General features: G+C 38.1%; 12 protein-coding genes, 2 tRNA genes and 1 other annotated feature. Of the genes, 8 read left to right on the top strand and 6 right to left on the bottom strand.

Features of this window, described 5'->3' with window-relative positions:
- Nucleotides 1–110 precede the first annotated feature (110 nt).
- Entirely contained in the window at nt 111–1,256 is a 1,146-nt protein-coding gene (locus F1560_RS17015; RefSeq protein WP_245347774.1) for an HD-GYP domain-containing protein, read from the top strand.
- A gap of 39 nt (nt 1,257–1,295) precedes the next feature.
- Here the strand turns inward: F1560_RS17015 and F1560_RS17010 are convergent, their stop codons facing one another.
- Complete coding sequence (locus F1560_RS17010; protein ID WP_149475846.1) at nt 1,296–2,252, bottom strand: YaaC family protein; 957 nt, start codon at nt 2,250–2,252, stop codon at nt 1,296–1,298.
- A 310-nt stretch (nt 2,253–2,562) separates the two neighbouring features.
- Here F1560_RS17010 and guaB point away from each other — a divergent pair, with 310 nt between their 5' ends.
- The 4 genes from guaB (at nt 2,563) to F1560_RS16990 (ending at nt 7,602) form a co-directional block, all read left to right on the top strand.
- The gene (guaB, locus tag F1560_RS17005) at nt 2,563–4,035 is read left to right on the top strand and encodes an IMP dehydrogenase (RefSeq protein ID WP_149475845.1); all 1,473 of its coding nucleotides are present in this window, start codon (nt 2,563–2,565) and stop codon (nt 4,033–4,035) included.
- Nucleotides 4,036–4,186: 151 nt separating this feature from the next.
- Nucleotides 4,187–5,524: a serine hydrolase gene (locus tag F1560_RS17000; protein WP_245347773.1), complete on the top strand. Its 1,338-nt coding sequence runs from the start codon at nt 4,187–4,189 to the stop codon at nt 5,522–5,524.
- 222 nt (nt 5,525–5,746) lie between these two features.
- Nucleotides 5,747–5,971, top strand: a binding site (T-box leader).
- 60 nt (nt 5,972–6,031) lie between these two features.
- Nucleotides 6,032–7,306 (top strand): serine--tRNA ligase, encoded by a 1,275-nt coding sequence (gene serS / locus F1560_RS16995; RefSeq protein ID WP_149475844.1) that lies wholly within the window; start codon nt 6,032–6,034, stop codon nt 7,304–7,306.
- 203 nt (nt 7,307–7,509) lie between these two features.
- Nucleotides 7,510–7,602 (top strand) — tRNA-Ser (locus tag F1560_RS16990).
- A 65-nt stretch (nt 7,603–7,667) separates the two neighbouring features.
- On the opposite strand, the gene F1560_RS16985 is transcribed toward F1560_RS16990, so the two are convergent.
- Nucleotides 7,668–8,402, bottom strand: a complete 735-nt coding sequence (locus F1560_RS16985) for a GTP pyrophosphokinase (protein ID WP_149475843.1) — start codon at nt 8,400–8,402, stop codon at nt 7,668–7,670.
- 362 nt (nt 8,403–8,764) lie between these two features.
- On the opposite strand from F1560_RS16985, the gene proC reads away from it, so the two are divergent.
- Both proC and F1560_RS16975 read left to right on the top strand, forming a co-directional pair.
- A complete protein-coding gene (proC, locus tag F1560_RS16980; protein WP_149475842.1) occupies nt 8,765–9,577 on the top strand; it encodes a pyrroline-5-carboxylate reductase in 813 nt (270 codons plus the stop codon).
- 14 nt (nt 9,578–9,591) lie between these two features.
- Nucleotides 9,592–9,876, top strand: a complete 285-nt coding sequence (locus F1560_RS16975) for a TIGR04104 family putative zinc finger protein (protein ID WP_149475841.1) — start codon at nt 9,592–9,594, stop codon at nt 9,874–9,876.
- 45 nt (nt 9,877–9,921) lie between these two features.
- Here the strand turns inward: F1560_RS16975 and F1560_RS16970 are convergent, their stop codons facing one another.
- The 4 genes from F1560_RS16970 to F1560_RS16955 form a co-directional block, all read right to left on the bottom strand.
- On the bottom strand, nt 9,922–10,785 hold the full coding sequence (locus F1560_RS16970; RefSeq protein ID WP_149475840.1) for an IS3 family transposase: 864 nt from the start codon (nt 10,783–10,785) through the stop codon (nt 9,922–9,924).
- Nucleotides 10,749–11,312: a helix-turn-helix domain-containing protein gene (locus F1560_RS16965; protein WP_149475839.1), complete on the bottom strand. Its 564-nt coding sequence runs from the start codon at nt 11,310–11,312 to the stop codon at nt 10,749–10,751. The genes F1560_RS16970 and F1560_RS16965 overlap by 37 nt, the downstream gene beginning before the upstream one ends.
- Before the next feature lie 73 nt (nt 11,313–11,385).
- A complete protein-coding gene (locus tag F1560_RS16960; RefSeq protein WP_149475838.1) occupies nt 11,386–12,069 on the bottom strand; it encodes a deoxynucleoside kinase in 684 nt (227 codons plus the stop codon).
- A complete protein-coding gene (locus tag F1560_RS16955) occupies nt 12,069–12,725 on the bottom strand; it encodes a deoxynucleoside kinase (RefSeq protein WP_149475837.1) in 657 nt (218 codons plus the stop codon). The genes F1560_RS16960 and F1560_RS16955 overlap by 1 nt, the downstream gene beginning before the upstream one ends.
- Before the next feature lie 146 nt (nt 12,726–12,871).
- Between F1560_RS16955 and F1560_RS16950 the strand changes: the two genes are divergently transcribed.
- A tRNA-Arg gene (locus F1560_RS16950) sits at nt 12,872–12,947 on the top strand.
- The last annotated feature ends 7 nt before the right edge of the window (nt 12,948–12,954 follow it).

Below are 12,954 nucleotides of genomic sequence, written 5' to 3'. Positions count from 1 at the left end.
CACGCATTAATGAACTGTATGTTTTTACCTTTAAAACTGGGGAACCAAAACATATAAATATGGGTTCTGATCAACTAACATTCCGTGGGGAAGAAGGGAATCCTAACGGAATGAAATTTCAATTTATTCAAAAAATGGGGGAAGATGATATGCGAATAGAGCCTTCACAATTAATTCCAGGCTGCATATTACTTAAGGAAGTGAGGGGCAAGACCAATCGAACGATCATCCCGGAAAACACCGCATTAACAGAGGAACACATTACCATTCTAGAAAAATTCCTTATTGAATCGGTAGATGTATCATCGACACTTGCTAATGGTGAAGCCTTTCAAGTAAAACCTGTTCAGACAAAGAAAAAGCAACAGGTGAAGAAGCAGAGTCCGTTTGATAATCAAAAGACGGTTCCATTCATGGAGCATTATATAAACGTGTCTGCTGCATATAAGGAGCAGTTTCAAAAATGGCAAAATGGCATGCCAATTGATATTTCAACTGTTCGTAAATTTATAATGCCATTATTGGAACGTACAGAAACAATGGATGCCGAAAAAATATACAGGCTTCATAAGTATAGTACGCAGGAAGATTATATGTATTTCCATAGTGTTGCAGTTTCACTTCTTTCCGCATTTATCGGAAGAAAAATGGGTCTTTCTAAAGGAGAATGGCTGCAGAGTGGAATAGCTGGATTACTTAGTAATTGTGGAATGGTACGGGGTGATCCGACTGTTCTGACAAAAAAGGATACATTAACAGCAAACGAATGGCAAGCTATCAAAAATCATCCTACGGCTTCGTATCGAATGATTGAGCATCTACCAACAATTACATCAGGAGTAAAATTAGGCGTTTTACAGCATCATGAACGTTTGGATGGAAGTGGCTACCCTCTTGGTATTACGAATGAAAAAATCCATTTATTTGCTAAAATTATTGCAGTGAGTGATACATATCATGCCATAACGAGTAATCGCATATATGCAGAGAAACAAAGTCTATTGCAAGCAATAGAAGTGATTCAAAAGGATAGATATATGAAATTCGATGCACAGGTAGTAAGCGTATTAATCGACAATTTCGTTCACTTTTCGATTGGATCAAAAGTAATCCTCTCTAATGGAAAACAGGGGGAAATTGTTTTTATGGAAGCAACGAAACCGACAAAGCCAATGATTCGAATCACAGCGGATGACTCGATTATTTCATTGGAGCAAATGCCTGAACTGTATATCGAAGAAGTGTTAGGGAGCTAGCGACAAGCTAAGCTCCCTCTCTGTATAAGTATAGCTAGGTTAATGAAAATCACGCTCCACTTTCATTGCTAGCAGCTCTTCTCCAATTCGTTCTGGAATTTTTTGTGCAGTAATTTGTAAGAAATGATGGATCAAGGGATAATCCATATCCGCCTTGGATACGAATAAATCGCCCCACCATTCGGACTCATAGCGACAGAGCATACTAAGGTTGAAAAGCAGCAAATAATGAATCATTACTTCCGAAATAGGAAAAAATGAATCTCGATGTGCTGGAAAATAGAGCTTGCCATTATCCATATGTTTGAAAAAAGGCCCGTTTGAGCAATTTACGGGATGTTCAAGCTGTATATCAAGCGTTAATTTTCCAGATTGGATTTTCTTTATGGTTGGAAGATAGTTCTGTATGCGTGCGATAAACGCCGTTTCCGTTAGATGATAGTTATCTAACAGTTCGATTGGGAATTGTAGTTGAGCTGAGTTTGCTGAACCAACTGCAGTTAGTTTCTCCTGCTTTTGTAAAGCAAAAAAATCACTCATTTCAGGTAGTAAGCCAAATAACGTTTCCATACGAATTTTTTCAAAAGGGATTCTTTTTATGGAATACAAATGCTCCGAGAAATAAGGGAACATTCCGTGCTGTTGTACTTTTACTTCATCGTCAGTAAATGTATAGAATTTTTTCTTGCGTTTCCTTGCAGTTACGCCGTGAGCGAGTAGTGAGGTTGACTCGGGATAATCCGGTCGTTTTGTTAGGATGTATGCTTTTAATAAATGCACCATTCCGTAAAAATATAAAACAGGCTGGACAAGCTCATCGGTCTTTTTTCCATTTTCATAAAAACGCCGACTGTGATCAAGCAAATACATGAATGTGCTGCAATTTTGGTAGCTTTTTGCTTCTGCATTATCCATCTCTGAATAGCATTGGTATAGGAAACTTTGGGCATTTTGTTGTGCGTTTAAATACGTATAGAATTCGTCAATTTTTATCATAACCCGGACCTCTTAACTATTATAAAATTTTGAATCGATTTATTTTTTGTTTCTAATCGAACTTTGTTGAAAAACCAAGCGTATTAGAGTAATGTATATAAAAATAGATATTCGTATATATGTGTTCAAAAGTGGATAAAAAGGACTGAGGTCGGCTAAGTTCGCAACTTCCTTTTGCGGGCGCTGACACTAGCACGTCCTATGCGTCGAAATTCGATGGGTCATTTTTACCGAACTTTTTGAACAACCTCTATATAGTTTGAACGATAGATAGATGCACCATACATAACTTCACAAGGAGGAATTAAAAATGAGAGAAGATAAGTTTGCAAAAGAGGGCTTAACATTTGATGATGTATTATTAATTCCAGGTGAATCAGAGGTTTTGCCTAATGCCGTCGATCTTAGTACACAGCTTACATCGAATTTGAAGTTAAAATCTCCATTTATTAGTGCTGGTATGGATACTGTTACTGAAGCAGAAATGGCGATTGCAATGGCACGTCAAGGAGGATTTGGTGTCATTCATAAAAATATGTCTATGGAGGAACAGGCAGAGCAGGTAGATCGTGTTAAGCGATCTGAAAGTGGTGTTATTACCAACCCATTCTTCCTTACTCCCGAGCATCAAGTATATGATGCAGAGCATCTAATGGGGAAATTCCGAATTTCTGGTGTGCCAATTGTGAACAATATTGAAGAGCAGAAGCTTGTAGGAATTTTGACGAACCGTGACTTACGCTTTATTCAAGATTATTCCATTGCTATTTCGGAAGTAATGACAAGTGAGAATTTAGTTACTTCTCCAGTAGGGACAACCTTAGAAGAAGCTGAAAAACTTCTCCAACAATATAAAATAGAAAAGCTGCCACTTGTTGATGAAAACAATATTTTAAAAGGTTTAATCACTATTAAAGACATCGAAAAGGTAATTGAGTTCCCGAATTCTGCAAAGGATGCACAAGGTCGTTTACTTGTCGCTGCAGCAGTTGGTGTAACAGGAGACGCGATGCTACGAATTGAAAAGCTTGTAGCAGCAGGTGTTGATGCAATTGTGATTGATACGGCTCACGGGCATTCAAAAGGCGTACTAGACCAATTAAAAAAGGTACGTGCTGCATTCCCTAACTTAGACATCATTGCAGGTAATGTTGCTACTGCTGAAGGAACAAAGGCATTAATTGAAGCAGGCGCATCTGTTGTAAAAGTTGGAATTGGACCTGGATCAATTTGTACGACTCGAGTTGTAGCAGGTGTTGGTGTACCACAAATTACAGCAGTACATGATTGTGCAGTAGCTGCAGCTGAATATGGTGTTCCAGTCATCGCTGATGGTGGAATAAAATATTCTGGTGATATTGTGAAAGCATTGGCTGCTGGAGCACATGCAGTTATGATTGGTAGTATGTTTGCAGGAACAACGGAAAGTCCTGGAGAAACAGAAATTTATCAAGGTAGAAAATATAAAGTATACCGTGGAATGGGATCGGTTGGAGCGATGAAAGCTGGCTCGAAAGATCGTTATTTCCAAAGCGATTCAGAGAATAAAAAGCTTGTTCCAGAAGGTATTGAAGGACGAGTTGCTTATAAAGGTGCACTTGCAGATACGTTCCATCAGTTAATAGGTGGCTTACGATCTGGAATGGGATATTGCGGAACAGGAACAATTGATGCGTTGCGCAATGATGCACAGTTTATACGCATAACAGGCGCTGGACTGCGTGAGAGCCATCCACATGATGTACAAATTACAAAAGAAGCGCCCAATTATTCGGTTAATTAAAGCTCTATCATTATATGAATAAAAAAATAGATGCTGGGTCCTCCTGCATCTATTTTTTTATATTTTTATGTGGTAAAATAACAGGTAGCTTATTCGTAAGAGAGAATGGCGAAATTAAAAAGATATACCGCAGGGTTGGAGGTACAGAAAGTTGAAACACAGCATGAAGAAGATTTTCCCATTGGTACTTGCGATGCTTGTACTAATACAACTATTTATAACAGAGCCACTTACTGCACATGCTGCAAAGTCATTGGATTTAGGTGCTGAATCGGCGATTCTTGTCGATGCAGAAACAGGGAAGGTTTTATACGCAAAAAATCCTGATGTTGCGCTACCACCAGCAAGTATGACGAAAATGATGACAGAATACCTTGTATGGGAAGCTGTCGAAAATGGTCAAATTACTTGGGATACAACAACTCAGATTAGTGATTATGCTTATAGTATTTCTGCAAATACATCGTTTTCAGGTGTTGGATTGAAACAACAGCAGGAATATACAGTTGAAGAATTATATGAAGCAATGGCGATTAATTCAGATAACGCGACAACGATTGCTTTAGCAGAACTGATTTCTGGTTCAGAGGGCGAATTTGTTCAACTAATGAATCAAAAAGCGGAAGAGTTAGGTTTATCCGAATTTGAATTTGTTAATGCTTCAGGGTTAGATAATGAAGATTTAGGAGATAATCATCCAGAAGGAACAGATCCACATGGGACAAACCTATTATCAGCACGATCTGCTGCGCAGCTTGCTTATCACCTTGTGAATGATTATCCAGAAGCATTGGATATTTCCAAAATTCCAGAAACTGATTTTGATGGACAAACTATCCGAAACTGGAACTACATGCTTCCACATGAAGGGGATAATCTAGGACAGTTTTTCTATGAAGGTGTAGATGGGTTAAAAACCGGATTTACAGAATTAGCTGGACATAGCTTTACAGGTACTGCAATTAGAGACGGTAATCGTTTAATTACAGTTGTTATGAGAACAAGTAGCGATACAGAGCGCTTCGTAGAAACTGCTAAATTATTGGATCATGGTTATTCAAAATTCCAAATAGAGGAGCTTTTCCCTGCTGGTTATCAGTCTGAGGATCAAGCAACAATTCCTGTAGCAAAAGGAAAACAAGATGACGTGAACGTATCATTAAGTGAAGCAATACGTATTCCAATTCAAGCAGATGAAGCAGAATTGTACCATCTTGAATACCATATTGATGAGGATAAGTTAAATGAAAACGGGGAATTAATAGCACCAATTGAAGCAGGAGAAGTAGTCGGAACAGCAGAGCTTGTTTATGATGGTGATGTTGATTACGGTTATATTTTTGACGATGCAACGAGCCAAATTGACCTTGTAACAGATGAAGCAGTAGAAAAATCAAACTGGTTCATGCTTACACTTGGAGCCATTGGTGACTTCTTTGCAAACCTATTTACATCCGCTTTTGATTGGATTAAAGGACTTTTTAGTTAAATCCATTCTGTAGACTTATCACATAGCACGTGTCCAGAGAGGCTGAAGTTATGCCCATGGAAAGCATCTGTCTGCAGTGATCCCGGACGGTAGGGACTGCTCAGACTTCGTTAACATAAGTTCGAAACAACTACAAAATGAATTTTTGAGAAAAACTTGCATTTTGAATTAAAATTGCTTATGATAGCAATAATTATAATGACAATCAATTAAAAGAACCTATAAAATGTGTTGATAGGAAGTAGTAATAGCATGTCTTCCTTAAGAGAGCCGATGGTTGGTGAGAATCGGTGTTAGAATGCTGTGAATCCATCCTTGAACAGGTTTACGGAAAGGATCTTAATCCGAAGTAAGTAAACCCGGCGAAGAGCCGTTATGAACGATGAGCCGGAAGATTGTATCTTCAACAAGGGTGGCAACGCGGGAAAATATACTCTCGTCCCTATTTTTAGGGACGGGAGTTTTTTGATTTTTAATTTAACATAATCGATTGAAGGAGGAATATTCATGTTAGACATGAAGTATTTAAGAAATAATTTCCAAGAAGTTCAAAAAAGACTTGCCCACCGTGGAGAGGATTTATCTGATTTAGATAAATTCGGTGCTTTAGATGAAAGACGTCGCGGACTGATTGCAGAAACCGAGGCTTTAAAGGCAAAGCGGAATGAGGCAACCAAGCAAATTTCTGTCTTAAAAAAAGAGAAAAAGGATGCGGAGCCTGCGATTAAAGAGATGCGCGAGCTAGGAGATCAAATTGCCGCACTTGATAAAGAACTAAAGAGCATAGAGGAAGAATTACAGCATATTATGCTGTCTATCCCAAATATCCCACATGAATCCGTCCCTGTTGGTGAGGACGAGGATGATAATGTCGAAGCACGTGGGTGGGGCACAGCTCCAGCTTTTGATTTTGCAGTTCAAGCCCATTGGGATATTGCGACGAATCTCGACATTATTGACTTTGAACGCGCTGCTAAGGTAACAGGAAGCCGTTTCGTTTTCTATAAAGGCCTTGGTGCAAGGTTAGAGCGTGCATTATTAAACTTCATGATGGATTTACATGCAGATGAGCATGGCTATGTCGAAATGCTGCCACCACAAATCGTGAATCGTGCAAGTATGACAGGAACTGGTCAGCTTCCAAAGTTTGAGGAGGATGCATTTAAACTAGAGGATTGGGATTATTTCATGATTCCTACTGCAGAAGTGCCGGTAACGAATTATCATCGCGATGAGATTTTAACTGCCTCCGACCTTCCGAAGAAATATGTAGCATTTAGCACGAATTTCCGCTCTGAAGCGGGCTCTGCTGGCCGAGATACACGTGGATTAATTCGTCAGCATCAATTTAATAAAGTTGAGCTTGTTAATTTTGTGAAGCCAGAAGAATCTTATGCGGCTTTAGAAACATTGACAGGGAATGCTGAGAAAGTGTTGCAGCTGTTAAACTTACCATATCGTGTAATGAGCATGTGTACAGGTGATCTAGGATTTACTGCAGCTAAAAAGTACGATATTGAGGTGTGGATTCCAAGCCAAGAGACGTACCGTGAGATTTCTTCTTGCTCTAACTTTGAAGACTTCCAAGCACGTCGGGCTGGTATTCGTTTCCGTAGAGAAGCAAATGGTAAACCAGAATATGTCCATACATTAAATGGTTCAGGACTTGCGATTGGACGTACTGTAGCTGCTATCTTAGAGAACTACCAGCAAGCAGATGGGTCTGTTGTCATTCCTGAGGTATTACGTCCGTATATGGGTGGAAAAGAAGTAATGAAGTAATGTACTTGCGCGGAGGCTATTCATGTCTCCGTGCTATCTTATTTGTTAGCATGGAATGGCCTAAAAAAATTTGACATTCATTTTTGAGCATGATATATTATTTCTTGGCAAATAATCAAGCATAAACCTTTTTTAGTTGCATAAGTGCAACTAAAGCATTCACCTAAAAGCTTTTGTAGAACGTTAAGTTTTCTAATCATTACGGAGGTATACCCAAGTCCGGCTGAAGGGATCGGTCTTGAAAACCGACAGGCGGGTCAAACCGCGCGGGGGTTCGAATCCCTCTACCTCCTCCATTTTAAATAGACCGCATAATATTTGAGATAAAGAAAACCGCTGTTTTACAGCGGTTTTTATGATGCTATTTTTTCCTTTCCAGAAAGGAATTTAAGAAGTTTAATGGAAGGTGCACCTTCTCCTCATTTAATTGTAAAAAATGAATATCCTCATTTTCGGCTGTTTGTTGACTCTTAACATTGTTCACGTCATTATTCAGTTTTTCCATTTTTAAATCTAGTTGATTCGCTATATTCGCAGTGTCTGTTAATTCATCGATTAAATGCTGTGGAACATTGCCATTATATTTATAGTAAATTTTATGCTCTAAGCTTGCCCAAAAGTCCATAGCAACAGAACGGATTTGAATTTCGACAAAGACCTGTTCTGTACGATCTGACATAAATACAGGAATCGACAAAATTAGATGCAGACTTTTATACCCATTCGGTTTTGGGTCTTTTATATAGTCTTTAACTTCGATAACGGTAATATCCTCTTGGTGTTGGATCATTTCACTTATTTTATAAATATCGGAAATAAAGGAACATACGATACGGATACCTACGATGTCTTTCACATTTTCTCGGATTGAATCCATCGACATATCTAAGTTTTTACGATACACTTTTTTTAGAATACTTTCGGGAGATTTTATCCGTGATTTGATATGTTCAATTGGATTATACGAATGGATATATTGAAATTCCTCTTTAAGGATATTCAATTTTGTATTCATCTCATCTAGACCAAATTTATAGGTTATCATAAAACGTGTTAACTCGTTACGTACTTGTTTGAGTTGTTGTAATTGGTTCATGTTTGGTTTCCTTTCAACATTAAAGATAACCTTATTATATCAAATACACGTTCATTCTGATAATTTCTTGACAAAACAACGATAACAGCTTATAGTCATAGCAATTACATGATTTGAGACGAAGAATAGGCTAGTAATACAACGACTGTCGGCTAGAGAAAGGGATTCATAGGCTGGAAAATCCCTGCGAAACAGCTTGTATGAACCTACCTAAGAGTCGTTAGCGATAAACTAACCGCAGGAAACTGTGTTATCAATTTAGAGGTGGGCAATATTGCCAAATTAGGTGGTACCGCGGAGCTGATTCCGTCCTTTACGAAGGATGAAGAATCAGTTTTTTTAATTTTTAGGAGGCTATTATCATGGACAAAAGAATTGCATTTTTAGGAGCGGGATCCCTTGCAGAGGCGATTTTAGCTGGTATTATTAAAGCAGAAGTTGTAGCAAGGGAAAATATCTATGTAACCAATAAAAGTAATCAAGAACGGCTAACATATATTGAAAATCGCTATCAGGTTCAATGTATGTCTGATAAGGAAGCGGTCTTTAGGAATGCTGATATTATTATTTTGGCTAGCAAGCCAAAAGATGCAGTGGAATCGATTACGTCGATAAAACCTTTTTTGAATGAGAAGCAATTGATTATTTCGACCATTGCTGGGTTATCCACTGAAAAAATGGAGCAATTTCTAGGTATGCAGATTCCAGTTGTACGTACAATGCCAAATACATCAGCTCTCATTGGTCATTCTGCGACAGCACTTTCTGCAGGGAAGTATGTTGAAGCGGAGCATCTCTTGCAAACGGATCAATTATTTCAAACAGTTGGTATAACGAAGCTTGTCGATGAAAAGGATATGCATGCCATTACAGCTGTATCTGGGAGTGGGCCTGCCTTTATTTATTATTTTGTAGAAGCGATGGAAAAGGCTGCGATTGATTTGGGAGTAGATCAACAGACTGCAAAGGATCTCATTACTCAAACTGTCATTGGCGCTGGAAATATGCTAAAGCAATCTGGTGAAACACCAGCAGTGCTACGGAAAAACATTACAAGTCCAGGTGGGACAACGGAGGCCGGAATTGCTGATTTAGATCGTCACAACTTTGAGGAAATGATTATTTCATGCATTAAACATGCGCGTGATCGGTCGATTGACTTAGGTGGAAAGTAAAGGGAGTGAAATGGATGGAGACACCAACATGTGGATATTGTAAGAAACAATGGAGCTATTTGACAACATTAAGGAATCTGTTTCGAATTAAGATGAGTTGTCCACATTGTGGAAAAGAAAATTATTACGATTCAACGAGAAGTAATAGTTTCCTAACCTTAATGATCGCGCCAGTATTAATTATCCTCGGTGCATTTTTAAATCTTCCCTTGGGATGGCTGATCGGAATCTCACTTATCCTCATTCTGATTCACTTTTTGCTTTACCCGTTCCGTACGAAGGTAAGAAAAGCAGACTAAAAAAGGATGCGCCATGGTAGTGACCCCTAAAAGTTAGAGTTTTCATTATGCAGCTGTTTGGCCGGTTTGAGTTCGGTATCGCACTGGACTTAAACCAGCCAATTTCGTTTTAATTCGTTCGTTATTGTAGTAATAAATATATTTCTCTATCTTTCGTTTCAGTTCATGATAAGACATTAATGCTTCACCGTGATACATTTCTTGTTTCATAATCCCAAAGAAATTCTCCATCGCCGCGTTATCTGCACATGTGGCTTTTCTAGACATGCTTTGAAAGATTCTGTTTTTATTCAACGTTTTGACCCACTTTATATGTTGGTAATGCCAGCCTTGATCAGAATGAATGGTTGTACGATATTTGGCCTTACTCTTGATTATTTCTATTGCTTGGTTAAGTGGCTTGACCGCAAAATCTAATGTTGGTTTATTTGAGATACCATAAGAGATTACCTCACCATTATATAAATATAGTATTGGACTTAAATAAAGTTTCTTATTTCCAGTACACTTGAATTCTGTGATGTCGGTGACTAACTTTTGTAGACGAATAGGCGTATTAAACCGTCGGTTTAAACGATTTTCCGCTACCTTCCCAACCGTTCCTTTATAAGACTTGTATCGAGACTTTCGTGTAAACTTAATACATTTCAAGCCCAATTCTTTCATAATCCGTTGTACTTTTTTATGATTGATTTTATAGCCCTTGCCTCTTAATTCTAAATGGATCCGACGGTATCCATATTTACCTTCATGCTTCTTAAACAATTCATGAATGAGTTCTTTCCACTCTTTATTCGTATCTTCTTTCTTCAATTGTTTAACTTGATAATGATAAGTTGCCTCTGGTATACCTACAACTCGGAGTACATCTTTTAATCTGAATCCTTCTTCCTTGAGTTCGAGTGCCAACGCTGCTTGTGCTTTTCGAGGTAGGCCTCTGGATTTTCCTGAAAAGCTTTTAACTTTTTTAAATAGGCATTTTCCAACCGAAGAAGTTCAATCTCACGCTCTAATTGTTCCTCGCGATTCATTGCTTTCTCTTGTTTTACTGACTTTGCTTTTCTTTTTCCAGACATAGGGGGCCGTCCTTTCGGTTTTTCTTTGAGGCCTTCTATCCCTTCAGTAAGAAAAATCTTGTTCCAGTTCGCAATAAGAGTAGAATTATTCATCTGAAATTCTATTGCGGTATCTTGGTAAGAAGCGCCCGTTTGTTTCATAAAGTTTAGTACATTTAACTTAAATTGAACAGAATAAACCTTTTTACAACGCTTTTTACGTAACCCCTCTTCACCCAATGCTTTATATGACTTTACCCATCTTTCAATAGGAGCCTTACTTGGAATATCATATTTTCTAGCTAATAAAGTGTAACCAAGAGGACCTTCCATATATTCCTTAACAATCATTAATTTAAATTGCTCACTATATTTTGCCATGCAAAAACACCCCAAAACTTAGATTTCTTACTCTAACTTTTGGGGTGCAGCACCCATTCGGGTATCCTTTTTATTATCTCGCTAATTCTCTTCGTGTATATCGTCGTGAATGCTGTAATGATCGTCCAACCTTTTCTAAAATCTGTTCAATTGGATTCTCATCCTGCATTAAATCATAGTCCGAAATGTTAATACGTAATATTGGACATGCGTTAAAATTGTCGATCCAAGTCGTATAGCGATTATACATTTCCTCCCAATAGCTAATTGGCGTACTCTTTTCCATATCTCGACCGCGTTCTTGGATTCTGCTTACAATCTCGTCAAAGGAGCCTTCCAAGTAGATGAGTAGATCCGGGTGCGGGAAATATGGTGTCATCACCATTGCATCAAATAGATTGGTATAGGTTTCATAATCTGTCGGTGACATGGTACCTTTATCAAAATGCATTTTTGCAAAAATGCCTGTATCCTCATAAATGGAACGATCCTGCACAAAGCCGCCACCATATTCGAAGATTTTCTTTTGTTCCTTAAAACGCTCTGCAAGGAAATAAACCTGTAGATGGAAGCTCCATCGTTCAAAGTCATCATAAAACTTTTCTAGATATGGATTTGTGTCCACCTTTTCGAAAGATGTTTTAAAGTCTAATGCTTGTGCTAATGCTTTCGTCATGGTTGATTTACCAACTCCAACCGTTCCTGCGATTGTAATCACACTATCGTTTGGAATGTGGTACTTTTCTCTTAAATTCATCACTGGTTCCCCTTCATTTTAATTCCACCCGCAACTGCTAGATGTTTCGTTACTGTTTCGATAATACAATCTAAATCCTGTTGATACTGAATAAAATCAGTCGTATCGCCATTTATCCGGATAACGGGAATATTAGGATGTAATCGTTCAAAAGCATTCATATAGTCCTCGTAATCATTTCTTAGCTGTTCGAGGTAAGAAGCCTTTATATTCTGCTCAATATCTCTACCACGCTTGTGGATTCGTTCCAAAATCGTATCTAGACTAGCATTTAAATAGATGAGCATATTAGGAGCGGGCATATCTTCTGTTAAAATTTGGTAAATTTGCTCGTACTTCTCCAATTTACCTTCTTGTAATGTACGCCTTGCAAAAATCATGTTTTTGGATATATGATAATCAGCTATTACAGCTTTATTTTCTTTCAGATATTTTTTATCGATATCTTCCAATTGCTTGAATCGATTGCATAAAAAAAACATCTCAGTTTGGAAACTCCACTCTTCAATATCATCATAAAACTTGCCAAGAAATGGGTTTTCCTCGACAATTTCTTTTAATAAATGATAATTAAAATGACTGGATAGCTTCTTCGCGAGCGATGTTTTACCAATACCAATCGGTCCTTCAATTGCAATGAAAGGCACTTCTGCCATTATTATTTCCTCCAATCATTGCTTCATGAAACAGATATCATTTATTTTATCACAGAATAGGACTATCTTCCATGTGAAATATATGTCGCTTTCCAATTCGACAAAAATTTTGTATAATGTACCTTATCTTGTCCTAAAAATTTCTAGGCTCCGTAGCTCAGGGGATAGAGCATCGGTTTCCTAAACCGTGTGTCGCAGGTTCGAATCCTGCCGGGGCCGCCACTCCCAA

The sequence above is a fragment of the Oceanobacillus polygoni genome, from assembly GCF_008304605.1.
GTDB classification, from domain to species: Bacteria; Bacillota; Bacilli; order Bacillales; family Amphibacillaceae; genus Oceanobacillus; species Oceanobacillus polygoni.
The sequence above is the reverse complement of the archived record's forward strand: the minus strand, read 5'-3'. Positions and strand labels throughout refer to the sequence as shown.

Excerpts from the sequence above, each read along its gene's own strand:
- F1560_RS17015 (WP_245347774.1), top strand. The coding sequence starts at position 111 with ATGAAATTTCAATTTATTCAAAAAATGGGGGAAGATGATATGCGAATA.
- F1560_RS17010 (WP_149475846.1), bottom strand. The coding sequence starts at position 2,252 with ATGATAAAAATTGACGAATTCTATACGTATTTAAACGCACAACAAAAT.
- guaB (WP_149475845.1), top strand. The coding sequence starts at position 2,563 with ATGAGAGAAGATAAGTTTGCAAAAGAGGGCTTAACATTTGATGATGTA.
- serS (WP_149475844.1), top strand. The coding sequence starts at position 6,032 with ATGTTAGACATGAAGTATTTAAGAAATAATTTCCAAGAAGTTCAAAAA.
- F1560_RS16985 (WP_149475843.1), bottom strand. The coding sequence starts at position 8,402 with ATGAACCAATTACAACAACTCAAACAAGTACGTAACGAGTTAACACGT.
- proC (WP_149475842.1), top strand. The coding sequence starts at position 8,765 with ATGGACAAAAGAATTGCATTTTTAGGAGCGGGATCCCTTGCAGAGGCG.
- F1560_RS16975 (WP_149475841.1), top strand. The coding sequence starts at position 9,592 with ATGGAGACACCAACATGTGGATATTGTAAGAAACAATGGAGCTATTTG.
- F1560_RS16965 (WP_149475839.1), bottom strand. The coding sequence starts at position 11,312 with ATGGCAAAATATAGTGAGCAATTTAAATTAATGATTGTTAAGGAATAT.
- F1560_RS16960 (WP_149475838.1), bottom strand. The coding sequence starts at position 12,069 with ATGAATTTAAGAGAAAAGTACCACATTCCAAACGATAGTGTGATTACA.
- F1560_RS16955 (WP_149475837.1), bottom strand. The coding sequence starts at position 12,725 with ATGGCAGAAGTGCCTTTCATTGCAATTGAAGGACCGATTGGTATTGGT.